Genomic DNA, 22287 nt, shown 5'->3' on the forward strand with positions numbered 1-22287 from the left:
AGCCATTCAAAGTTGCACATTTACTCCCGAGTTCTGTGATCCGCTCCTTTTGACATCGAGGGCCGGATGCGGAATGCTAATCGGCGGAAAGCCAACAATGGGAGTTCTAAGATGACATTCTACAAGAACAACGGGGATCGCGTTCCAGACCATATCGTCGAAATGGCCAAGAGCGTGAAGGCTGGCGGCATGGATCGCCGCGAGTTCCTCGCACTGGCGAGCGTGTTCGGCGCTTCCACCGCAATGGCGTACGGCATGATCGGTCTTGCCGCGCCCACCCCTGCAATGGCGCAGGAAGAACCCAAGAAGGGCGGCATCCTCAAGGTGGCGATGTCCATCAAGGATCCGAAGGATCCGCGCACCGCCGACTGGTCCGAAATCGCCAATGCCGAGCGCCAGACGCTCGAACCACTGGTGAAATACAGCCGTGAATTCACCTTCGAGCCTTACCTTCTCGAAAGCTGGGAAGTAAATGACGACGCTACGGAATATGTCCTGAAGGTCCGTCAGGGCGCGACCTGGAACAATGGCGACGTCTTCAACGCCGACGACGTGATCTTCAATTTCACCCGCTGGTGCGACAAGACGGTGGAAGGCAACTCCATGCCGGGCCGCATGGGCAGCCTGGTCGACGACGCTACGAAAAAGCTGCGCGAAGGCGCGATCACCAAGGTCGATGACAACACCGTCAAGCTGACGCTCAGCAAGTCCGACATCGCGCTCATCCCGAACCTGACCGACTATCCGGGTCTGGTCGTGCATCGCAGCTTCGACGAGAAGGGCGCGAATTTCGTCGCCACCCCGATCGGCACCGGCCCGTTCGAGCTCGTTTCCTACGATGTCGGCAGCAAGGTCGTCTACAAGCGCCGTGAAGACGGCAAGTGGTGGAACGGCGAAGTCTATCTCGATGGCGTCGAATTCATCGACTACGGCACCGATCCGGCGGCCATGGTCAGCGCTTTCGAGGCTGGCGAAGTCCAGACCAATCACGAGACGACGGCCGACTACGTAACCATCCTCGACGGCCTCGATCTGGTGAAGTCCGAGGTGGTTACCGCCTCGACCATCGTTGCGCGCACCAACGTGGCAAACAAGCCTTACGACGACCAGAAGGTGCGCAACGCGCTCCAGCTCGCCGTCGACAACGCTGTGGTGCTCCAGCTCGGCTACGGCAATGCCGGTGTGCCTGCTGAAAACCATCACGTCTGCCAGATCCATCCGGAATATGCGGAGCTGCCGAAGGTGGCGCGCGATCCGGCCAAGGCAAAGGCGCTGATGGCGGAAGCCGGACAGGCCGATTTCGAGCACGACCTGATCACGGTTGACGAGGACTGGCACAAGAACACGGGCGATGCGATCGCAGCCCAGCTTCGCGAGGCCGGCATCAAGGTCAAGCGTACGGTTCTGCCGGGCTCGACCTTCTGGAACGACTGGACGAAGTATCCTTATTCCATGACCAACTGGAATATGCGTCCGCTCGGCATCCAGGTCATCGCCATCGGCTACCGCAGCGGCGAGGCATGGAACGAATCCGCCTATGCGAACCCGGATTTCGACGCCAAGGTCAACGAGGCCCTGTCGATCGCCGACGCCGAAAAGCGCAAGACTGTGATGGCCGATATCGAGAAGATCCTCCAGGATTCCGGCATCATCATCCAGCCTTACTGGCGCAAGCTCTACAATCACTCGGCGCAGACCGTGAAGAACCACGGCATGCATCCGACCTTCGAACACGACTTCGGCAAGGTTTGGCTCGCCGAAGCATGAAACTGCTTCAACCGTCGGAGAGGGGCATCCGTGTCCCTCTCCCGATTCCAACGGGTTGACCGCATCTGACCCCAACCCAACGGCAGGGGCTGACCATGTTTGCTTTCATTATACGCCGTCTCGGGACCATGGTTCTGACCATGCTGTGCCTGACGATGGTCGTCTTCTTCATGGTGAATCTGGAACCGAACCTGAAGAAGCTGGCGATCAGCCAGCTCGACATGCGCAGTCCGGCCGACCAGATCGAAAGCTGGCTGGTCAAGAACGGCTACCGGCAGAACTTCTTCGTGCGCTACGGCCAGTGGATCGGCGTGGTGAAGAAGCAGCCCAATATCGACGCCACTGGCAAAGCCATACCGCGGTTCTCATTCTGCAATGAGCCGTCAGAACCTTATTATGGCGGGGTGCTGGAAGGCGATTTTGGCTGCTCGACCAAGTTCAAAACCAAGGTCGCCAACAAGCTTTTCCCGGCATTGGGTGCCACCGGCATATTGATGTTCTGGGTTATGGTGACGATGGTGCCGATCGCGCTGCTCATCGGCATATTGGCCGGCATGCGCGAAGGCACCCGAACCGATAGAACCCTCTCGGTCGCCTCGATCGCGACAACGGCGACGCCCGAATATGTTTCCGGCATCATCTTTACCGTCATCTTTGCCTCATGGCTCGGCTGGCTGAACGGCTCTGCCGCAACAGCGACGGCGCAAGGCATCACCTTCTACAATTTCACGCTGCCGGTGATGACCATGGCGATATATGGCATCGGCTACATTGCCCGCATGACCCGCGCCTCGATGGTCGAGGTAATGACGCAGCAATATATCCGCACAGCGCGGCTGAAGGGACTGAGCTTCTCCAGCGTCGTCATCAAGCATGCGCTGCGCAACGCGCTGATCGCGCCGTTCACCGTCATCATGCTGCAGTTTCCATGGCTGCTCACCGGCGTGGTCATTGTCGAGGTGATGTTCCGCTATCAGGGCTTTGGCTACACGCTGGTGGAAGCCGCAGGCAACAACGACATCGATCTCCTACTCGGCTGTTCGCTGGTCTCGGTCTTCGTCGTTCTGTTCACCCAGCTCATCTCGGACCTGGGCTACGCCTACCTCAATCCACGCATCAGGGTGCAGTAAGATGGGTACGATGGAATTCCTGTCCGCAACCCAGATCGTGCTTGCGGTGCTTGCGCGCTTCTGGCCCGTCTGGGTGGCGATGGCGATCGTGCTGGGCGCCAGCTTCTGGTTCAAGAAGAAGCTCGGCCTCTACGGCCAGCTCTTCGACAGCGGCGTCGGCATCGCCGGCGTGGTCATCTGCCTGTTCTGGCTGTTCACCGCGATCTTCGCCAACAGGGTCGCACCGTTCGATCCGCTCGGGCAGATACCGGTCATGAAGGACGCGCTGCCCGGCGCCATCGACGCCAATTCGGGCCTTGCCTATCTGTTCGGCGGCGACAAGCTCGCCCGTGACGTCTTCAGCCGCATGATCTATGGCAGTCGCATCGTTCTGGCGATTGCACCGTTGGCGACCGGCTTCGCGCTGATGGTGGGCATCACGCTCGGCCTGCCGGCAGGCTATTACGGCGGAAGGATCGACTCGTTCCTGTCTTTCCTCGCCAATCTGGTGCTGGCCTTCCCTGTCATCCTGCTGTTCTACCTGCTGGTGACGCCGGGCATCATGGACACGCCAATCCCCTTTGCGATGGCCGGGTTGTTCTTCCTGTTCCCGATCATCTTCTTCTGCACGCTCTTCTACACGCGCTTCAAGAACCGGCCGGAGCGCCTCTATCTGCTTCTCGGCCTCACCCTCCTGTTCGGAGGCTGGGTCTATATCGGGCTCGTCTTCAACGCCGACCCGTTCGGCATCGTCAAGATGGACCCGAACGAGCTGAACATCTTCGTGGCGGTGGTGTTCGCATCGAGCCCCGGCGTGTTCCGCATCGTTCGCGGCCTGGTGATGGACATCAAGACACGCGACTATGTGGCGGCGGCGCAAACGCGCGGAGAAAGCCCATGGTACATCATGCTTTGGGAAATCCTGCCCAATGCGCGCGGCCCGCTGATCGTCGATGCCTGCCTGCGCATCGGCTACACCACCATCCTGCTCGGCACGCTCGGCTATTTCGGCCTTGGTCTCGCGCCGGAAAGCCCCGATTGGGGCACGGCAATCAAGGATGCCAGCCGGTTGCTGCGCTCCTTCATTCACCCGGCACTGCCGCCGACAATCGCGCTGATGACCTTCGTGCTCGGCCTCAATCTTCTGGCCGATGCGCTGCGCGAACAATCGATGAAAGACTGACGGAGAGAGACGATGAACGAGGCTGTAAGGAATCCCGCCAAGCCGATCCTCGAAATCGAGAACCTCTCCATCTCCTTCTTCACCCGGCGAGGTGAAATCCCTGCGGTGATGGACTTCTCCTGCACGGTCATGCCGGGGGAGGCGATGGGCATCGTCGGCGAGTCCGGCTGCGGCAAGTCCACCGTGTCGCTCGGCATCATGCGCGACCTCTCCAATGTCGGAAAGATCGTCGGTGGCCGCATCAAGTTCCAGGGCAAGGACATGGGCGACATGTCCGACGAGGAACTACGCGCCATTCGCGGCAACAAGATCGCCATGATCTACCAGGAGCCGATGGCGAGCCTTAACCCGGCGATGAAGGTCGGCCAGCAATTGATGGAAGTGCCGCTCATCCACGACAAGGTGTCGAAGGAGGAGGCCTACAGCCGCTCGCTCGCCATGCTGAAGTCGGTGCGCCTGCCGGACCCCGAGCGGATGATGAAATCCTACCCGCACCAGCTTTCGGGCGGCCAGCAACAGCGCATCGTCATCGCCATGGCGCTTTTGTCGAAGCCGGCGCTGCTGTTGCTCGACGAGCCGACGACCGCGCTCGACGTGACGGTCGAGGCCGGCATCGTCGAACTGGTGAAGGGGCTCGGCAAGGAGTTCGGCACGTCGATGATCTTCGTGTCGCACAATCTCGGCCTGATCCTGGAAACCTGCGACCGCATCACCGTCATGTATTCGGGCGAGGCGGTGGAGACCGGCAAGGTCGAAGACGTGTTCGACCGTATGCGTCATCCCTATACGCAAGGGCTGTTCCGCTCCATCCCGCTGCCAGGTGCCGACAAGAATTCGCGGCCGCTGATTGCCATTCCCGGCCAGCTGCCACTGCCGCACGAACGGCCGACAGGCTGCAATTTCGGTCCGCGCTGCCAGCATTTCGTCGAAGGCGTCTGCAACGCCGCCGAAATCCCAATGATCCCGGTCGAGGGCCACGACAACCACCACAGCCGCTGCGTGCGCTTCGACGAGATCGACTGGACGGCGCTGCCCGAGGGCGCCAAGACCAGCAAGCCGCCGATCACCCCCGGCGCGCCCGTGCTGAAGATCGACAACCTCAAGAAATACTACAAGGTTTCGGCCAACGAAGTGTTCGGCGGCAGCGAGGGCCGCGTCGTCAAGGCCAATGAAAGCATCAGCTTCGAGGCGCGCGAATCCGAGACGGTGGCCATCGTCGGCGAATCCGGCTGCGGGAAGTCGACGCTCGCCAAGGTTCTGCTTGGGCTGGAGACGGCAAGCTCCGGAACGATTTCGCTTGGCAACCGCGATATTCAGTCCATCGCCATCGAAAACCGTGACGTTGAGACTGTCTCGTCGATCCAGATGGTGTTCCAGAACCCGTTCGACACGCTCAATCCGAGCCATTCGGTCGGCTCGCAGATCATCCGCACGCTGGAAAAGTTCAAGATCGGCAACAATGCCGGCGAGCGCCGCAAGAAGATGCTGGAACTGCTCGACCTCGTGAAGCTGCCACGCGCTTTCGCCGAGCGCATGCCGCGCCAGCTTTCGGGCGGCCAGAAGCAGCGCATCGGTGTTGCCCGCGCCTTCGCCGGCCGAGCCCGCGTGGTGGTCGCCGACGAGCCCGTTTCGGCGCTGGACGTGTCGGTGCAGGCGGCGGTGACCGAGCTTTTGATGGATATCCAGCGCGAGTCGAAAACCACGATGCTGTTCATCAGCCACGACCTTTCGGTGGTGCGCTATATCGCCGACCGCGTTGTGGTTATGTATCTCGGCCATATCGTCGAGCAGGGCACGACGGACCAGATATTCTCGCCGCCCTATCACCCCTATACGGAGGCGCTGCTATCCGCGATCCCGATCGCCGACACCAGCGTCATCAAGAAGCACATCGTGCTCGAGGGCGACATTCCCTCGGCGATGAACCCTCCTTCGGGTTGTCCATTCCAGACGCGCTGCCGCTACAAGAGCCTGGTGCCTGACAATCTGTGCGAGACAAGGGTGCCGCCGCTCAAGGATCTTGGCGACGGACACAAGAGCCTGTGCTGGTTGCCCGATGACGTTCTGGCCGGCATGGAGCCGGTGATCAGTTTCGCCAAGGACGAGAAAAAACCGGACCCCGCCGTCGCTCCTCCATCGGCTGAATCGCCAAGGCGGACGATGGCTACGCCGCCGGTCTCGCCGCTGGCCGATATGGAGGCGCCGAGCACGCCCAATGAGGCTGTTAGGGCGAAGGCGCAGCCCAAAGTGGCGTCTTCAAAGGCGATTTCCGCTCGGCCCGGTGAATCGGCTCCGGAAAAGTCCCTGACTGAAACAGGTGAGGGACGTCAGGCTGTCAGCGGCGAGGTCAAGCCTGCAACGGCTGCTACCGCAAAAGAGGCAGCACGCGCCGAAGGCAAGGTTGGGCAGAAGCCTCGCGTGGTGAAGACGGCGTCGTCTCCGGCTGCCGCTCGTGCCGCCATCGGTGCAAAACCTGCCAAGGCACCGGCGCGCGCGAAGGCCGTCGCGCCAGCGCAGACGAAGATGGCCAAGCCTTCCGCGCCTGTCGAAAAAGGCAGACCGCAAGGCATTGCGCGCCCGTCTGCTCCTGATGACCTGAAGATGATTTCCGGGGTCGGCCCAAAGATCGAGGGCATCCTGCATGAACTCGGCGTTTACACATTCGCGCAGGTTGCCGCCTGGAAAAAGGCGGAACGCGAATGGGTCGACGACCATCTGAGCTTCCACGGCCGCATCGAGCGCGAGGATTGGGTCAGGCAGGCCAAGGCGCTCGCCAAGGGCGGTGAGGCCGAATACATCAAGGTCTTCGGCAAGAAGCCGAGATAGGCGGAAGCCTTACCCGGCGTTATCTAAAAATAGCGGCATAGGATGCCGCTATTTTCTTAGGAGAAAGTCCGAAGTGACGCCCCGGCTAAAATCGCGCCTGCCGGTGCCGCTTTTCTGACAGAACTGCCTGGCTGGCGGCCTATTCAATGGGTGCATGAGCACGGACAGACGCCGACGCAGCAGCGAACGATCCCAGGGCAGGGGAACTGCGGCCATCCCGCAACTGCCGCTTCGCCGGGTGCAAAATCCCTATCCGCCGATGGCGCTTCTGTCGGCCGACCAGATCGAGGCCATCCACGAAGCCTCCATGCACATCCTCGAAAATTTCGGCATCGAGGTGATGAGCCCGCGCGCGCTGTCGCTGTTCGAAAAGGCCGGCGCCAAGGTCGACCATGCCACGCAAACCGTCTGGCTTGACCGTGGCATGGTGACTGAGGCGCTTAAGACAACGCCTTCCAGCTACACGTTGACGCCGCGCAATCCGGCGCGGAAAATCCGGCTCGGCGGCAATGATATCAGTTTCACGCTCGTCGCCGGTCCGCCCAATGTCCACGACATGGAGCGTGGCCGCCGCGCCGGCAATTACACCGACTATTGCGATCTCGTGCGGCTGGCGCAGCATTTCAACTGCATCCACATGATCGGCAATCAGGTCTGTGCGCCTGTGGAGATGCCGGCCAATTCCCGCCACCTCGACACCTATTTCGCCAACGCTACGCTGACAGACAAGAGCTTTCACGTCTCTGCCATCGGCCGGGGCAGGGCGCTGGACGGCATTTCCATGATGGCGATTTCGCGCGGGTTGACGCTCGACCAGATGCGCGACGATCCCGGCGTCACCACGATCATCTCGGTCAACTCGCCGCGCCGCTTCGACGACATGATGGCCGAGGGGCTGATGACCATGGCCGAGTTCGGCCAGTCGGTGGCCGTAACGCCGTTTACATTGATGGGCGCGATGAGCCCGGTGACGCTGGCCGGTGCGCTTGCCCAGCAGAACGCCGAGGCGCTATTCGGCGTGGTGCTGACGCAGCTTGTCCGCCCCGGCGCGCCGGTCATGTATGGGGCCTTCACCTCCAATGTCGACATGCGCTCCGGTGCGCCCGCCTTCGGAACGCCCGAAAACACCAAGGCCAACATCGCCTCTGGTCAGCTCGCGCGGCGATACTCGCTGCCCTACCGCACCACACCTGGTTCGGCTTCCAACGCCGCCGACGCGCAAGGCACATACGAGACGATGATGGCGCTGTGGGGCGCGGTGCTCGGCCACGGCAACCTCGTCTACCACGCCGCCGGCTGGCAGGAAGGCGGGCTGACGGCGAGTTTCGAGAAGCTGATCATCGATGTCGAGATGATCCAGCACATGATGGAGTTCCTTACGCCCATCGCGGTGAACGAAGGCGAACTGGCGCTTGATGCGCTCGGCCGCGTCCCGACCGGCGGCCATTTCTTCGGCGAGCCGCACACGCTGGAGCGCTATTCGACGGCATTTTACCAGCCGATGCTGTCCAACTGGCAGAACTATGAAGCCTGGCAGGAAGGCGGCGGGCTGGATGCTACGGCGCGCGCGACGCGGCTGTGGAAGAAGGCGCTGGAGGAATATGTCGAGCCGGAAATGGATGTTTCGGTGCGCGAGGCGCTGGAGGCCTATGTGGCTCGGCGGAAAGAAGAGATCGGGGTGGAGGAGCCGTGAGCGCCGTCTGGTCGACCCCCACTCCGTCTCGCTTCGCTCGACACCTCTCCCCCGATCGACGGGGAGAGGAAAGGCGCCAAGATCGCAGCTGCCCTGCAGGGAGACCGAAGTCAACGTTGATGGAAACGCGCTGACTTCCTCTCCCCCGTCGATCGGGGGAGAGGTGTCCGCAAAGCGGACGGAGTGGGGGTCGATAGCACTTCATCGCTTGATTCAACCACTTCCCATCCAGAATCTTCAAACTCATCCAACTCACTGAAAACAGAGCAAAATCATGAAATCGCATGCGCAGGTCGTGGTCATTGGCGGAGGTGTCGTTGGATGCTCCGTGCTGTTTCATCTGGCAAGGCACGGCTGGACCGATGTCGTGCTTCTGGAGCGCGACGAGCTGACCTCCGGTTCGACATGGCATGCGGCTGGCGGCATGCACACGATCAATGGCGATCCGAACGTCGCCAAGCTGCAAAAATACACGATCAGCCTCTACAAGGAGATCGAGGAGCTTTCCGGCCAGGCGACCGGCGTGCATGTCACCGGCGGTGTGCTGCTTGCCGCGACCGAGGCGCGCATGGACTGGCTGCGTGGCGTCGTTGCCAAGGGCCGCTATCTCGGCCTCGACCTTGAAGAGATATCGGCAAAGGAAGCGGCGGAGCTTATGCCGCTGCTCGACCCCAAGCAGTTCGTCGGCGCAGTGCGCAATTCGGAGGACGGGCATCTCGATCCTTCGGGCGTCACCCATGCCTATGCCAAGGCGGCGCGCAAGCTCGGTGCCGAGGTAGAGCGCTTCACCAAGGTCGAGGACATCGTGCGCCGCGAGGATGGCCTATGGCGCGTCATCACCAACAAGGGCGAGATCGTCACCGAACATGTCGTCAATGCCGGCGGGCTATGGGCGCGCGAAGTGGGCCGCATGGTTGGGCTGGAACTGCCGGTGCTGGCCATGGAGCACATGTACCTCATCACCGAGGATATGCCCGAGGTGAAGGCATGGAACGACAGGACCGGCACCGAGATCATCCACGCCGTCGATTTCGACGGCGAGCTTTACCTGCGCCAGGAGCGCGGCGGCATGCTCATGGGCACCTATGAGAAGGCCAACAAGCCGTGGTCGGAGTTTCAGACGCCGTGGAACTTCGGCCATGAGCTGCTGGAGCCGGACATCGACCGCATCGCGCCGTCGCTCGAGGTCGGATTCCGCCATTTCCCCGCTTTCCAGAACACCGGCATCAAGCAGATCATCAACGGCCCCTTCACCTTCGCGCCGGACGGCAACCCGCTGGTCGGGCCGGTGTGCGGCCTGCGGGGCTTCTGGTCGGCCTGTGGTGTCATGGCCGGGTTCTCGCAGGGCGGCGGCGTCGGGCTGGCGCTGGCCAACTGGATGATCCACGGCGATCCGGGCGCCGACATCTGGGCCATGGATATTTCGCGCTACGGCGACTGGGCCTCGATGCGCTACACCAACGCCAAGGTGCGCGAAAACTATTCGCGGCGGTTCTCCATCCGCTTCCCCAACGAAGAATTGCCGGCTGGCCGGGGGCTGAAGACCACGCCAATCTACGACCTGCTTTCGGCCAAGGGCGCGCAATGGGGCGTGGCCTATGGGCTGGAAGTGCCGCTGTGGTATGCGCCGGAAGGCGTGAAGGATGAGTTCTCGTGGCGGCGCTCGACCGATTTCGCGCATGTCGCCAACGAGGTAAGGACGGTGCGCGAGGGCGTCGGCCTGTCGGAGATTTCCAGCTTCGCCAAATTTCGCGTGAAAGGGCAGGGTGCTGAAGTCTGGCTTGACCACATGCTGGCCTGCAAATTGCCGAAAGCCGGCCGCATGACGCTTGCCCCGATGCTGAAGGAAGACGGCAAGCTGATCGGCGACTTTTCGCTGGCCAATCTCGGCAATGGCGAATGGTTCATCGCCGGCTCGGGCATTGCCGAGCAGTATCATATGCGCTGGTTCGAACAGCATCTGCCGGCAGATGGATCTGTGAGCCTCGAGGCCGTCGGCCAGAAACTCACCGGCCTTTCCATCGCCGGACCGAAGGCGCGCGATTTACTGAGCAAAGTCACGCATGCCGATGTTTCGGCGGATGCTTTCAAGTTCATGGATATCAGAAAGCTCGACATCGGTATGGCGCCATGTCTGGTCGGGCGCGTCAGCTATACCGGCGATCTCGGCTACGAGATCTGGATCGAGCCGGAATATCAGCGCCATGTCTTTCAAGTGCTGTTGGATGCCGGCGAGAAGTTCTCGCTCGGGCTGTTTGGGTCGCGGGCGCTGAACGCGCTGCGGCTGGAAAAGAACTACGGCTCCTGGGCGCGCGAATACCGGCCGATCTACGGGCCGCTGGAAGCCGGGCTCGACCGCTTCGTCGCCTACGCCAAGGATGCGGATTTCATCGGCAAGGCGGCAGCACTTTCCGAGCGCAAGGATGGCGGCAAGCTGCGCCTGCGCGCCTTCGTGATGGACGCAGTGGATGCCGATGTCATCGGCGACGAACCGATCTGGTTCAAGGATGAGGTGAGGGGCTGGGTAACCTCCGGCGGCTATGCGCATGGTGCGAAAGTTTCCATCGCCATGGGCTATGTGCCGAAGGAGATTGCCGAAGAGACGGACGGCTTCGAGATCGAGCTGCTCGGCAAGCGGCATTCAGCACGGATGCAGGCAGCGCCGCTGTTCGATGCCAATCAGGGCCGGATGCGGGGGTAAATGGTATTCACATTTGCGCGTGCAGAACAGATTCATCATGGAATCGAGGCGATAACGCCCTACATTCAGGTGAAATGGTTCCAAACTCGATGAAGGCGACGGTCATGCGTTCGTATTCCGCGATAAAATCGACGCTCGGCGTTCTCACGATAGCGATGGCGCTTGGCGCGGGCATTCCCGGTGCATCTGCCCAGACTGCTTCCGAGCAGGCCGCGGCGCAGGCAAGGGCGGCCCAGATCACCATTCAGAATCAGGCTATCCAGCAAGGCATCCAGCAGCGCGAGATCTTCCAGTTGCAGCAGCAGTTCAATCGCGAGCAGGATCGGCGGATCGTGCCACAACAGCAACCGCAGGTGCCGGTCATGAAACCGGGGTGTCCGCCAATCGGGTCAGGGTCCTATTCCGGCTCGTGCCGCTGAGCAGGGCGTTCATTCCCTAAGCAATGGGTGCTTTAGGTAAACTCCGACTCCCAGTCCTGCCCGCCATGAAACAACCGCAAGATCGTCACTTGCTCGCTTGTAACAGTGAAGGCGATCGTCATCCGGCGCTCGAAGCCGGTGACGCGTAGACCCGGTCGTATATCGTCGCGTTTGCGGCCACGTTCCCCAGCAAGATCAAAGGCAAAACACCACGATTCGATGCGTTGGACGTAGTCGAGTGCCACGATGGGACTGGCGGCAACGGCAACCCATTCGTAGATTTGAAAAAGATCATCTCGCGCTTCGGGTGCGAAAATGACGTTTCGGCGCCTCACGTCTTGCCTTTCAGCTTCGCTGCATGATGGGCGCGAACTTCATCGAAAACCGTTTTCGCTTCGATGCCGCGCTGAGGGTCGGCTTGCATGGCATCGTAAGCCTGCGCGACGTCTTCTTGCAGCCAGCGTTCTACAGCCGCGTCCCGTTCTTGCAGCGCTCTCAATCCAGCGCGCACGACCTCGCTTACCGAGGCATAGTCGCCGGCCGCCACCTTGGCGTCGACAAAGGCGGCGTGCTCCGCGGGAAGGCTGATCGTGCGTTTTTCAATACTGGACATGTGGCGCTCCTTTCGGCGCAATCTAGCATGCGGTATGAAAATATCATACCGCTCGAAAACATGACTAACTTAATCATGTTTTTATCCTGCCAATTCAATTGCTTATCCAGAAAATTGACCAATTGATAAAAAAATAAAACGTGCTAGCCTCTCCTCAAAACCACAATAATGGGGAACTGGAATGGCCGAAGGTCAATTCAAGGAAGGCATAGCCGGAGGGCGTCTCGCGCCGGCGCAGTATGCCGAGAATTTTTCGGATCTGCATCCGCCGCTCGATCATCACGAGGCGCTGGTCGAATCCGATCGCTGCTATTTCTGCTACGATGCGCCCTGCATGCAGGCGTGCCCGACGTCGATCGATATCCCGATGTTCATCCGCCAGATTTCGACCGGCAATCCGGTCGGCTCGGCCAAGACGATCTTCGACCAGAACATCCTCGGCGGCATGTGCGCCCGCGTCTGCCCGACCGAAACGCTGTGCGAAGAGGTCTGCGTTCGTGAGGTGGCGGAAGGCAAGCCGGTGCAGATCGGCCGGCTCCAGCGCTATGCCACCGACATCGCGATGGAGCAGAACAAGCAGTTCTATGAGCGTGCGCTGCCGACCAACAAGAAGATCGCCGTCGTTGGGGCTGGCCCTTCCGGGCTTGCCGCCGCGCACCGCCTTGCGCGCCATGGTCATGAGGTGACGGTTCTTGAAGCCAAGCCCAAGGCTGGCGGTCTCAACGAATATGGCATCGCCGCCTACAAGAGCACCGACGACTTTGCACAGGCCGAAGTCGATTATGTCACCGCCATCGGCGGCATCGCCATTGAGAACGGCAAGGCGCTGGGCCGCGATTATTCGCTGTCCGAACTCACCAAGAGCTATGATGCGGTGTTCCTTGGCCTCGGCCTTGGCGGCATCAACGCATTGCGCGCTGAAGGCGAGGATGCGGCGGGCGTTGAGAACGCCGTCGAGTTCATCGCAGGCCTTCGCCAGTCCAGCGATCTCGGCATGCTGCCGGTCGGGCGGCGCGTCGTCGTCATCGGCGGCGGCATGACGGCAATCGATGCGGCCGTGCAGTCCAAGCTGCTCGGCGCCGAAGAAGTGACGATCTGCTACCGGCGCGGGCAGGAGCACATGAACGCTTCGGAGTTCGAGCAGGATCTTGCCACCGCAAACGGCGTCATCATCCGTCACTGGCTGCAGCCGAAACAGGTCATCGCCGAGAACGGCAAGGTCTCGGCCATCGAACTCGAATACACGGCGCTGAAAGGTGATAAGCTTTCGGGCACCGGCGAGACGGTCCGGCTGGTTGCCGACCAGGTGTTCAAGGCAATCGGCCAGGCTTTCGAGCCGGCGGCACTCAATGGCAGCGGCGCTTCGATCACCATGGAAGGCGGCAGGATCGTCGTCGATGCCGAAGGCCGTACCTCGCTTCCCAAGGTCTGGGCTGGCGGCGACTGCATTCTGGGTGGCGACGATTTGACGGTTTCGGCGGTCGCGCAGGGGCGTGACGCAGCAGAGAGCATCCACCGGGCACTCACCTCTAACGGGAGGGCATGAGCATGGCAGACATCCGCAACAATTTCGTCGGCATCAAGTCGCCGAACCCGTTCTGGCTGGCGTCTGCGCCGCCGACCGACAAGGCCTACAACGTCATTCGCGCCTTTCAGGCCGGCTGGGGCGGTGTGGTCTGGAAAACGCTGGGCGAGGAAGGCCCGCCGGTCGTCAATGTCAACGGCCCGCGCTATGGCGCGATCTGGGGTGCTGATCGTCGGTTGCTCGGCCTCAACAACATCGAACTGATTACCGATCGCCAGCTTCAGATCAATCTGCAGGAGATGAAGCAGGTCAAGCGCGACTGGCCCGACCGGGCGCTGATCGCCTCGATCATGGTGCCTTGCGAGGAGAATGCCTGGAAGGCGATCCTGCCGGCGGTCGAGGAAACCGGCGCTGACGGCATCGAGCTCAATTTCGGCTGCCCGCATGGCATGTCGGAGCGCGGCATGGGTGCCGCCGTCGGCCAGGTGCCGGAATATATCGAAATGGTCGTGCGCTGGTGCAAGCAGTACACGCGCATGCCCGTCATCACCAAGCTGACGCCCAACATCACCGACATCCGCAAGCCGGCGCGCGCTGCGCATTCAGGCGGCACGGATGCCGTGTCGCTGATCAACACGATCAACTCCATCACGGCGGTCAATCTCGATACGTTCTCGCCCGAGCCTTCCATCGACGGCAAGGGCAGCCATGGCGGCTATTGCGGCCCGGCGGTAAAGCCGATCGCGCTCAACATGGTGGCCGAGATCGCGCGCGATCCGGAGACGCGCGGCCTGCCGATCTCCGGCATTGGCGGCATTACCACCTGGCGCGATGCGGCCGAGTTCATGGCGCTGGGCGCCGGCAATGTGCAGGTCTGCACCGCGGCGATGACCTATGGCTTCAAGATCGTCCAGGAGATGATCGAGGGGCTGAAGAACTGGATGGACGAAAAGGGCCATGCCTCGCTCGACGACGTCATCGGGCGTGCGACGCCCAATGTCACCGACTGGCAGTATCTGAACCTCAACTATGTCGCCAAGGCGCATATCGACCAGGACGCCTGCATCAAGTGCGGCCGTTGCCACATCGCCTGCGAGGACACCTCGCATCAGGCGATCACCAACATGGTCGATGGCGTACGCCACTTCGAGGTGATCGAGGCGGAATGCGTCGGCTGCAATCTCTGCGTCAATGTCTGCCCGGTCGAGAACTGCATCACCATGGAGCCGCTGGCTGCCGGCGTGATGGACCAGCGCACTGGCCAGCCGGTCTCGCCGGTCTATGCGAACTGGACGCAGCATCCGAACAACCCGATGGCGAAGGTGGCGGCCGAGTAGCGCCGCGTGCTGGAAACCGGACAGAAAGTACTTGCCGCACAACCCTTCAGCGCCTTGCTGGGAACCGAGCTTCTGGTTTTCGAGCAAGGCGTTGCTGAGCTTGCGCTGGACCTGAAGCGGGAGCACCTGCAGCAGAACGGTTTCGCTCATGGCGGCATCCTCAGCTACCTGGCCGACAACGCGCTCACCTTCGCCGGCGGCTCCGTTCTCGGCATCAAGGTGCTGACGCTGGAGTTCAAGATAAACTACCTGCGCCCCGCCAAGGGCGCTCGGTTGATCGCGCGTGCCAGGGTGATCGGCAGTGGCGCCAACCAGGCAGTCTGTGCCTGCGATATCTTCTCCATCGACAATGGCGAAGAAAAGCTCTGCGCCGCCGCGCAAGGGACAATCTGGAAGATCGGATAGCAAATCGCTGCATGTTCGTGCTGCGGTTTTCGTTTTTCATATTGTCGATAAAAAATATCCATGATATAAGTTATCCATAATAGGAGATGAGCGATGAAACTCGGTGACGGCGTAGAGGCGGCAATCCATTGCGCGAATATGCTGGCAGGCCTCGAAGAGGGGCGTACGCTGCCGGCGAGTGCGCTGGCCGAGTATCATGGCGTGTCGCCGAGCTATCTGCTCAAGCATCTGAAGGAACTGGTGGCGGCGAAGGTTTTCGAATCCGTGTCCGGGCCGCATGGCGGCTATCGCCTTGCGCGCACGCCCGACCGCATCAGCCTTCTCGATATCGTGCTGGCGGTGGAGGGCAGGGAGCCTGCATTCCGCTGCGCCGAAATCCGCCAGCGTGGCCCGGGTAAGCTGGAGCCGGCGGCATACACAAAACCCTGTGGTATCAATGCCGCCATGTTGCGGGCCGAGCGGGCTTACCGCGCTGTTCTGGCAGAAACCAAGCTGTCGGACATCATCGCCGGTTACCAGGAAGATGCCGATCCGCGCGCCATCACATTCGCGTGCGGATATCTCGCCCGCAACCAGCGGCCACAGGCCTGAGCCCATCAATCACCCAAGGAAAGGAAAAGACCATGAAACCACGTCTCGAGTTCTTCAAAGCCGATCCGGAACTGCTGAAAGCGGTGCAAACCCTGAACGCGAAGGTTGATCAGTGCGGCCTCGAAAAGAGCCTGCTGCATCTGATCAAGCTGCGGGCATCGCAGATCAACGGCTGCTCATTCTGTGTCGACATGCATACGCGCGAAGCGCGTGCCGATGGAGAGAGCGAGCAACGCGTCTATCTCGTCTCGGCCTGGCGGGAATCGCCGCTCTATTCCGACCGCGAGCGCGCCGCACTCGAATGGACCGAAACGCTGACGCGGCTCGCCGACAAGCCGGTGACGGACAGCCTCTATGCGGAGACGCTGGAGCATTTCAGCGAGCAAGAACTGGTCAAGCTCTCCGTCGCGGTCGGCATGATCAACGTCTGGAACCGTCTGTGCGTACCCTTCCACGCCATTCATCCGGTCGAGAGAGCCAAGGCAGCCTGACCTTCAACTCGTCAGAAGGGCGGCCATCCGGCCGTCCTCGCAAGGGAGATAATCATGTTCGAAGACGCGCTTCCCGCACTCGCCTTTGCCGGCCGCCTCCTGCTCGGCGGTGCATTCATTTTCGCCGGCATCCGCAACATTGCAAACAGGCCTTTGCTGACGAGCATCATGACGGCGCGGGGCGTGCCGCAGGCCGGCCTGCTGCTATGGGCCGGCATTGTTGTGCAGATCGTTGCCGGCGCGTTGCTGATCGCTGGTCTTTGGACGGCACTTGCAGCGGCAGCGCTGATCGGCTTCCTGATCGTCGCCACCCTCATGTTCCACAATTTCTGGGACCATCAGGGCGCCGAGCGCGCCGCCCGCATCAATGGCGTCGTTGCCAATATCGCGCTGACCGGCGGTTTCATCCTTGCTATGGCGGCTTCGGCGTAGAGTCGTCCGGCTACACGTCCTTCGTGTCGAAGAAGAACAGATCCGCACCGCCATCGGCGAAATTGGGAATATCGCCGGCCGCCGCCTGTCCCTCAGGCGAACCAAGCGCCGTCTTTATGGCTGCAAGCGAATCGAACTGAAGCGTCGCTATGAGATGATAGCCGGCTGCGCCGCCGGGCGTCTCGACCGTGCCGGTGCTGACGTCATATTTGCGCAAGCCGGGTATCTTCTTGGCGAGCGGCACATGGGTGGCGAAATAGTAGCGGTCGAAAGCGGCCGCGTCCTTCGGTGTCTTGTACATTGCAATGAGCTTTGCCATCGACGTCTCCTCCGCTGAAAGCGAGGGCACGATGGACTATCGCCGGTACCTTGAGAACCCGGACCAAAGTCCCCCATTCGCGCGTCGGCGGATCAGTCGCGCTTCGGCAGCAGGCCCTGGATGAACAGGTTTTCGAGGAAGCGCGCGGCATCCTCGAAGCGGCCTTCGCCGCCGCGGTCGGGGCCGAGCACGGCGCGCACCTGCACGTCGAAATCGGCATAATGCTGCGTCGTCGCCCAGATCGAGAAGATCAGGTGATAGGGGTCGGTCTTGGCGATCTTGCCGGCGCGCATCCAGCCGCGGATCACGGTGGCCTTCTCGTCCACCAGCGTTTTCAGCTCGCCTTCCAGCAGCGGCATGATGCGCGGCGCACCCTGGATGATCTCATTGGCGAACAGCCGGCTTTCGCGTGGAAAGTCGCGCGCCATTTCCAGCTTGCGGCGAATGTAGCTTCTAAGCTCCGTCATCGGATCGCCGATGTCGTCCAGTTCGCGTAGCGGCGCCAGCCAGGTTTCCAGAAGGCGCTCCATCAGCGTTTCGTGGATGTCTTCCTTGCGGCGGAAGTAATAGAGCAGGTTCGGCTTCGACATGCCGGCGGCTTCGGCGATCTGGTCGATGGTCGAGCCGCGAAAACCGTTGGCGGAAAACACCTCGAGCGCTGCTTCCAGAATGAGCTCGCGTTTCTCCTGCTGGATGCGGGTGCGGCGCGGAGCGGTGGAGCCTTCCATGGTCATTACGGCCTCTTCGCGAAGCCGGGAGAGTACCGGCTGTGGCCCAATACGCTGGACCAGTTTCTCTCGTTGTGTGGAACGCGATTTTGCCCGCGCATCTGGGCTACTATTCCCTTGACCGCCCATCTGGCGGTGCTAACGTTTGTCCAATCGGTCAAAATTTGCGTAGCACAGAAGCGAAGCAAAGACCAAGCGTTGGCCGTATCGAAACAGGGGACCGCAAAGGAAAAGCTTGGTCATGTCGAACAGAAAAAATATCGCGCCGAACGATCTCAGCGCATTCTGGATGCCGTTCACCTCGAACCGGCAATTCAAGCACGCGCCGCGTATGCTCGTCGCGGCCAAGGACATGCATTACACCGCAAGCGACGGCCGCAAGATCCTTGACGGCACCGCCGGCCTCTGGTGCGTGAATGCCGGCCACTGCCGTCCGAAAATCACCGAAGCGATCCAGAACCAGGCCGCCGTGCTCGACTATGCGCCGGCCTTCCAGATGGGCCACCCGATTGTGTTCGAGCTGGCGAACCGCCTGGTCGACATCGCGCCCAAGGGCATGGACCATGTGTTCTTCACCAATTCCGGCTCGGAATCGGTCGATACGGCGCTGAAGATCGCGCTCGCCTATCAGCGTGTTAAGGGCCAGGGCTCGCGCACGCGCCTCATCGGTCGCGAGCGCGGCTATCATGGCGTCAATTTCGGCGGCATCTCCGTCGGCGGTATCGTCTCCAACCGCAAGATGTTCGGCACGCTGCTGACCGGCGTCGACCACATGCCGCACACGCATCTGCCGGAAAAGAACGCCTTCAGCCGCGGCGAGCCGGAGCATGGCGCCGATATCGCCAGCGAACTTGAGCGGATCGTGGCGCTGCATGACGCTTCGACCATCGCCGCCGTCATCGTCGAGCCGGTAGCCGGTTCCACCGGCGTTCTCATCCCGCCGAAGGGCTATCTGCAGAAGCTGCGCGACATCTGCACCAAGCACGGCATCCTGTTGATCTTTGACGAAGTCATTACCGGTTTCGGCCGTCTCGGCACGCCGTTCGCTGCGGATTATTTCGGCGTCACGCCGGATATCATCACCACCGCAAAGGGCGTCTCCAATGGCGTCATTCCGATGGGCGCGGTGTTCGTCACGAAGGAAATCCACGATGCCTTCATGACCGGCCCGGAACACATGATTGAGTTCTTCCACGGCTACACCTATTCGGGAAATCCGATCGCTTCGGCAGCCGCCCTCGGCACGCTCGACACCTACAAGGAAGAGGGGCTTCTGACACGCGGCGCCGAGCTTGCTCCCTACTGGGAAGAAGCGCTGCACTCGCTCAAGGGCGAGCCGAACGTCATCGACATCCGCAACATCGGCCTGATCGGCGCGATCGAGCTTCAGCCGATTGCCGGCGAGCCGACCAAGCGCGCCTTCTCCGCCTTCGTGAAAGCCTTCGAACGCGGCGCGCTGATCCGCACCACTGGCGACATCATCGCGCTGTCGCCGCCGCTGATCATCACCAAGGGCCAAATCGACGAGCTGATCGATCATGTCCGTGAAGTGTTGAATCTGATCGACTAACACAGTAACGCCGGGATGCCGAAAGGCTTCCCGGCGTTTCATATTGCAAGAGTTTTTTAGAGTAGGACGAGCATGGCCGCCCCCGGCGAAAATTTGCGAATCAATTCAGATCGTTTGTGGGATTCGCTGATGGAGATGGCGAAGATCGGCCCCGGCATCGCTGGCGGCAACAATCGCCAGACGCTGACCGACTTCGATGGCGAGGGGCGTAACCTCTTCAAGAAGTGGTGCGACGAGGCCGGGCTCGAAATGGGCGTCGACCAGATGGGCACGATGTTTGCCCGCCGCGAAGGCACCGACCCGGATGCGCTGCCGGTCTATGTCGGCTCCCATCTCGATACCCAGCCGACCGGCGGCAAGTTTGACGGCGTGCTGGGCGTGCTCGGCGGGCTCGAAGTCATCCGCTCGCTCAACGATCTCGGCATCAAGACCAAGCACCCGATCGTCGTTACCAACTGGACGAACGAGGAAGGCACCCGCTTTGCGCCTGCCATGCTCGCTTCCGGCGTCTTCGCCGGCGTGCTCGAGCAGGACTGGGCCTATGGCCGCAAGGACGCCGAGGGCAAGCTTTTCGGTGACGAGCTGGAGCGCATCGGTTGGAAGGGCGAGGAGAAGGTCGGTGCGCGCAAGATGAAGGCGTTCTTCGAGCTTCACATCGAGCAGGGGCCGATCCTCGAGGACGAGCTGATCGATATCGGCGTCGTCACCCACGGCCAGGGCCTGAAATGGCTTCAGGTGACGCTGACCGGCAAGGAAGCGCATACCGGCTCGACGCCGATGCCCAAGCGGCGCAATGCCGGGCTCGGCATGGCGCGCGTGACCGAACTGGTCCACGAGATCGCCATGGACTACCAGCCCGACGCTGTCGGCGCGGTTGGCCATATGGAAGTCTATCCGAACTCGCGCAACATCATCGCCGGCCGCACCGTCTTCACCATCGACATCCGCTCGCCCAACAAGGAAGTGCTGGACGAGATGGACGAGCGCATCCGCGAGGGCATTTCGACCATCTGCGAGGCGCTAGATATCTCCTTCGAGATCGAACAGGTCGGCCATTTCGACCCGGTGACTTTCGACGATGGCTGCGTCAAAGCGATCCGCGATGCGGCTGTTCGCCTTGGCTACTCGCACCGCGACATCGTTTCAGGCGCCGGCCATGACGCCTGCTGGATCAACCGCGTCGCGCCGACGGCCATGGTCTTCTGCCCCTGCGTCGATGGGCTCAGCCACAATGAGGCCGAGGAAATCTTTCCGGAATGGGCGGCCGCCGGCTGCGACGTGCTGTTCCACGCAGTTGTCGAGACGGCGGTGATCGTGGAGTAACTGCCTGCATTTTTTGACCGGACCGACGCGCTCGCAAAGAAGCGCGCGGTTCAAAAAGGGGAACTGGGAGCATGATCGGAAAAATCGAGAATGGCGCGCCATGACCGTCTGCATCTTCGTGCAGCGCGGGATTTTTGGCGTGGGAGCCGCAACGTTACCGGACGTTGGCGGACGGCAATTGCCGTGTTTTGATGACAGCAGGCAGCCTGATTCAAACTGAATCAAGGTCTGCGCTTATCCTGTTGTTTTCGCGAATCTTCCTTTCATCAGCCAGTGTCCCCATCGTTGGAAAACTGCTCTAATAGAGCGATGGAATTTTTGGAAAGAGCCAGCTTGCAGCCAGCACAACAAACCGTCGTCGAAGCCAGGAAACTCGGTCTCACCTTCCAGACCGGAGACGGCCCCGTGCAGGCGCTGTCCGATGTCGACCTGACCATCAACAAGGGCGAGTTCGTTTCCTTCATCGGCCCTTCCGGTTGCGGCAAGACGACGTTCCTGCGCGTTATCGCCGATCTCGAAAAGCCGACCTCCGGCACCATCTCGATCAACGGCATGAGCCCGGAGCAGGCGCGGCAGGCACGCGCCTATGGCTATGTCTTCCAGGCCGCCGCGCTTTATCCATGGCGCACCATCGAGCGCAACATTGCGCTGCCGCTGGAAATCATGGGCATTTCCGGCGCCGACCAGAAAGCCCGCATCAAGCGCACCATGGAACTGGTCAACCTGTCGGGCTTCGAAAAGAAGTTTCCCTGGCAGCTGTCCGGCGGCATGCAGCAGCGCGCCTCGATTGCCCGCGCACTGGCCTTCGATGCCGACCTTCTGCTGATGGACGAGCCCTTCGGCGCGCTCGACGAGATCGTGCGCGACCACCTCAACGAGCAGCTTCTCGAACTCTGGAAGCGCACCAACAAGACGATCTGCTTCGTCACGCATTCGATTCCGGAAGCGGTCTATCTGTCGACACGCATCGTCGTCATGTCGCCGCGCCCCGGCCGCGTCACCGACGTCATCGAATCGACGCTGCCGCATGAGCGACCGCTGGATATTCGCGAGTCGCCGGAATTTCTGGCGATTGCTGCTCGGGTGCGCGATGGGCTGCGGGCGGGGCATAGTTATGATTGAGATGTCGCGCCGCCCCTCATCCCCCTGCCGGGACCTTCTCCCCGTAAACGGGGAGAAGAAGGCTGGCCGCAACTTTGCCGCTTCTTCCTTCTCCCCGTTTACGGGGAGAAGGTGGCCCGAAGGGTCGGATGAG

The 22287-nt window shown here is 61.4% G+C and carries 19 protein-coding genes and 1 pseudogene; 16 read left to right on the forward strand and 4 right to left on the reverse strand.

Going from position 1 to position 22287, the window contains the following annotated elements; genetic code table 11:
• Positions 1-111: 111 nt before the first annotated feature.
• From DZG07_RS09720 to DZG07_RS09750, 7 genes and pseudogenes are all read left to right on the forward strand, one after another.
• Positions 112-1767: an ABC transporter substrate-binding protein gene (locus DZG07_RS09720; protein WP_119816448.1), complete on the forward strand. Its 1656-nt coding sequence runs from the start codon at positions 112-114 to the stop codon at positions 1765-1767.
• Positions 1768-1862: 95 nt separating this feature from the next.
• Positions 1863-2897, forward strand: coding sequence for an ABC transporter permease (locus DZG07_RS09725; RefSeq protein ID WP_091912930.1), 1035 nt, complete (start codon positions 1863-1865; stop codon positions 2895-2897).
• A gap of 10 nt (positions 2898-2907) precedes the next feature.
• On the forward strand, positions 2908-4059 hold the full coding sequence (locus tag DZG07_RS09730) for an ABC transporter permease (RefSeq protein WP_091913373.1): 1152 nt from the start codon (positions 2908-2910) through the stop codon (positions 4057-4059).
• 12 nt (positions 4060-4071) lie between these two features.
• Positions 4072-6162, forward strand: a pseudogene (locus tag DZG07_RS09735) (ABC transporter ATP-binding protein); the annotation flags it as partial.
• 877 nt (positions 6163-7039) lie between these two features.
• Positions 7040-8578, forward strand: coding sequence for a trimethylamine methyltransferase family protein (locus DZG07_RS09740; RefSeq protein WP_091912926.1), 1539 nt, complete (start codon positions 7040-7042; stop codon positions 8576-8578).
• Between the two features lie 274 nt (positions 8579-8852).
• Positions 8853-11279, forward strand: a complete 2427-nt coding sequence (locus tag DZG07_RS09745; RefSeq protein ID WP_119816454.1) for an FAD-dependent oxidoreductase — start codon at positions 8853-8855, stop codon at positions 11277-11279.
• A 104-nt stretch (positions 11280-11383) separates the two neighbouring features.
• On the forward strand, positions 11384-11698 hold the full coding sequence (locus tag DZG07_RS09750) for a hypothetical protein (RefSeq protein WP_133304736.1): 315 nt from the start codon (positions 11384-11386) through the stop codon (positions 11696-11698).
• A gap of 32 nt (positions 11699-11730) precedes the next feature.
• On the opposite strand, the gene DZG07_RS09755 is transcribed toward DZG07_RS09750, so the two are convergent.
• Entirely contained in the window at positions 11731-12033 is a 303-nt protein-coding gene (locus tag DZG07_RS09755) for a type II toxin-antitoxin system RelE/ParE family toxin (RefSeq protein ID WP_119816460.1), read from the reverse strand.
• Positions 12030-12311: a type II toxin-antitoxin system ParD family antitoxin gene (locus tag DZG07_RS09760; RefSeq protein ID WP_119821570.1), complete on the reverse strand. Its 282-nt coding sequence runs from the start codon at positions 12309-12311 to the stop codon at positions 12030-12032. Before DZG07_RS09760 ends, DZG07_RS09755 begins: the two co-directional genes overlap by 4 nt.
• Before the next feature lie 181 nt (positions 12312-12492).
• On the opposite strand from DZG07_RS09760, the gene DZG07_RS09765 reads away from it, so the two are divergent.
• The 6 genes from DZG07_RS09765 (at position 12493) to DZG07_RS09790 (ending at position 17092) form a co-directional block, all read left to right on the forward strand.
• The gene (locus DZG07_RS09765) at positions 12493-13857 is read left to right on the forward strand and encodes an NAD(P)-dependent oxidoreductase (protein WP_119816463.1); all 1365 of its coding nucleotides are present in this window, start codon (positions 12493-12495) and stop codon (positions 13855-13857) included.
• A 2-nt stretch (positions 13858-13859) separates the two neighbouring features.
• A complete protein-coding gene (preA, locus tag DZG07_RS09770; protein ID WP_119821572.1) occupies positions 13860-15173 on the forward strand; it encodes an NAD-dependent dihydropyrimidine dehydrogenase subunit PreA in 1314 nt (437 codons plus the stop codon).
• Positions 15174-15179: 6 nt separating this feature from the next.
• A complete protein-coding gene (locus DZG07_RS09775; protein WP_091912918.1) occupies positions 15180-15578 on the forward strand; it encodes a PaaI family thioesterase in 399 nt (132 codons plus the stop codon).
• Positions 15579-15671: 93 nt separating this feature from the next.
• Positions 15672-16169 (forward strand): Rrf2 family transcriptional regulator, encoded by a 498-nt coding sequence (locus DZG07_RS09780; RefSeq protein WP_119816466.1) that lies wholly within the window; start codon positions 15672-15674, stop codon positions 16167-16169.
• Positions 16170-16201: 32 nt separating this feature from the next.
• Complete coding sequence (locus DZG07_RS09785) at positions 16202-16660, forward strand: carboxymuconolactone decarboxylase family protein (protein WP_091912915.1); 459 nt, start codon at positions 16202-16204, stop codon at positions 16658-16660.
• 54 nt (positions 16661-16714) lie between these two features.
• A complete protein-coding gene (locus DZG07_RS09790; protein WP_119816469.1) occupies positions 16715-17092 on the forward strand; it encodes a DoxX family protein in 378 nt (125 codons plus the stop codon).
• Positions 17093-17102: 10 nt separating this feature from the next.
• On the opposite strand, the gene DZG07_RS09795 is transcribed toward DZG07_RS09790, so the two are convergent.
• Together DZG07_RS09795 and DZG07_RS09800 are read right to left on the reverse strand one after the other, a co-directional pair.
• The gene (locus DZG07_RS09795) at positions 17103-17411 is read right to left on the reverse strand and encodes an EthD family reductase (protein WP_119816472.1); all 309 of its coding nucleotides are present in this window, start codon (positions 17409-17411) and stop codon (positions 17103-17105) included.
• A 92-nt stretch (positions 17412-17503) separates the two neighbouring features.
• Positions 17504-18139, reverse strand: a complete 636-nt coding sequence (locus tag DZG07_RS09800; RefSeq protein WP_162931739.1) for a TetR family transcriptional regulator C-terminal domain-containing protein — start codon at positions 18137-18139, stop codon at positions 17504-17506.
• 241 nt (positions 18140-18380) lie between these two features.
• Between DZG07_RS09800 and DZG07_RS09805 the strand changes: the two genes are divergently transcribed.
• From DZG07_RS09805 to DZG07_RS09815, 3 genes are all read left to right on the forward strand, one after another.
• Positions 18381-19709: an aspartate aminotransferase family protein gene (locus DZG07_RS09805; protein ID WP_119816478.1), complete on the forward strand. Its 1329-nt coding sequence runs from the start codon at positions 18381-18383 to the stop codon at positions 19707-19709.
• 72 nt (positions 19710-19781) lie between these two features.
• Positions 19782-21032: a Zn-dependent hydrolase gene (locus DZG07_RS09810; RefSeq protein ID WP_119816481.1), complete on the forward strand. Its 1251-nt coding sequence runs from the start codon at positions 19782-19784 to the stop codon at positions 21030-21032.
• Between the two features lie 309 nt (positions 21033-21341).
• Positions 21342-22154, forward strand: coding sequence for an ABC transporter ATP-binding protein (locus DZG07_RS09815; protein WP_119816484.1), 813 nt, complete (start codon positions 21342-21344; stop codon positions 22152-22154).
• Positions 22155-22287: the final 133 nt, after the last annotated feature.

Source organism: Mesorhizobium sp. DCY119, from assembly GCF_003590645.1.
In the GTDB taxonomy this organism is placed as follows: domain Bacteria; phylum Pseudomonadota; class Alphaproteobacteria; order Rhizobiales; family Rhizobiaceae; genus Mesorhizobium_M.

Excerpts from the sequence above, each read along its gene's own strand:
- DZG07_RS09810 (WP_119816481.1), top strand. The coding sequence starts at position 19,782 with ATGGCCGCCCCCGGCGAAAATTTGCGAATCAATTCAGATCGTTTGTGG.
- DZG07_RS09785 (WP_091912915.1), top strand. The coding sequence starts at position 16,202 with ATGAAACCACGTCTCGAGTTCTTCAAAGCCGATCCGGAACTGCTGAAA.
- DZG07_RS09800 (WP_162931739.1), bottom strand. The coding sequence starts at position 18,139 with ATGGAAGGCTCCACCGCTCCGCGCCGCACCCGCATCCAGCAGGAGAAA.
- DZG07_RS09725 (WP_091912930.1), top strand. The coding sequence starts at position 1,863 with ATGTTTGCTTTCATTATACGCCGTCTCGGGACCATGGTTCTGACCATG.
- DZG07_RS09720 (WP_119816448.1), top strand. The coding sequence starts at position 112 with ATGACATTCTACAAGAACAACGGGGATCGCGTTCCAGACCATATCGTC.
- DZG07_RS09730 (WP_091913373.1), top strand. The coding sequence starts at position 2,908 with ATGGAATTCCTGTCCGCAACCCAGATCGTGCTTGCGGTGCTTGCGCGC.
- DZG07_RS09795 (WP_119816472.1), bottom strand. The coding sequence starts at position 17,411 with ATGGCAAAGCTCATTGCAATGTACAAGACACCGAAGGACGCGGCCGCT.
- DZG07_RS09780 (WP_119816466.1), top strand. The coding sequence starts at position 15,672 with ATGAAACTCGGTGACGGCGTAGAGGCGGCAATCCATTGCGCGAATATG.
- DZG07_RS09805 (WP_119816478.1), top strand. The coding sequence starts at position 18,381 with ATGTCGAACAGAAAAAATATCGCGCCGAACGATCTCAGCGCATTCTGG.
- preA (WP_119821572.1), top strand. The coding sequence starts at position 13,860 with ATGGCAGACATCCGCAACAATTTCGTCGGCATCAAGTCGCCGAACCCG.
- DZG07_RS09745 (WP_119816454.1), top strand. The coding sequence starts at position 8,853 with ATGAAATCGCATGCGCAGGTCGTGGTCATTGGCGGAGGTGTCGTTGGA.
- DZG07_RS09765 (WP_119816463.1), top strand. The coding sequence starts at position 12,493 with ATGGCCGAAGGTCAATTCAAGGAAGGCATAGCCGGAGGGCGTCTCGCG.
- DZG07_RS09760 (WP_119821570.1), bottom strand. The coding sequence starts at position 12,311 with ATGTCCAGTATTGAAAAACGCACGATCAGCCTTCCCGCGGAGCACGCC.
- DZG07_RS09790 (WP_119816469.1), top strand. The coding sequence starts at position 16,715 with ATGTTCGAAGACGCGCTTCCCGCACTCGCCTTTGCCGGCCGCCTCCTG.
- DZG07_RS09740 (WP_091912926.1), top strand. The coding sequence starts at position 7,040 with ATGAGCACGGACAGACGCCGACGCAGCAGCGAACGATCCCAGGGCAGG.
- DZG07_RS09750 (WP_133304736.1), top strand. The coding sequence starts at position 11,384 with ATGCGTTCGTATTCCGCGATAAAATCGACGCTCGGCGTTCTCACGATA.
- DZG07_RS09815 (WP_119816484.1), top strand. The coding sequence starts at position 21,342 with ATGGAATTTTTGGAAAGAGCCAGCTTGCAGCCAGCACAACAAACCGTC.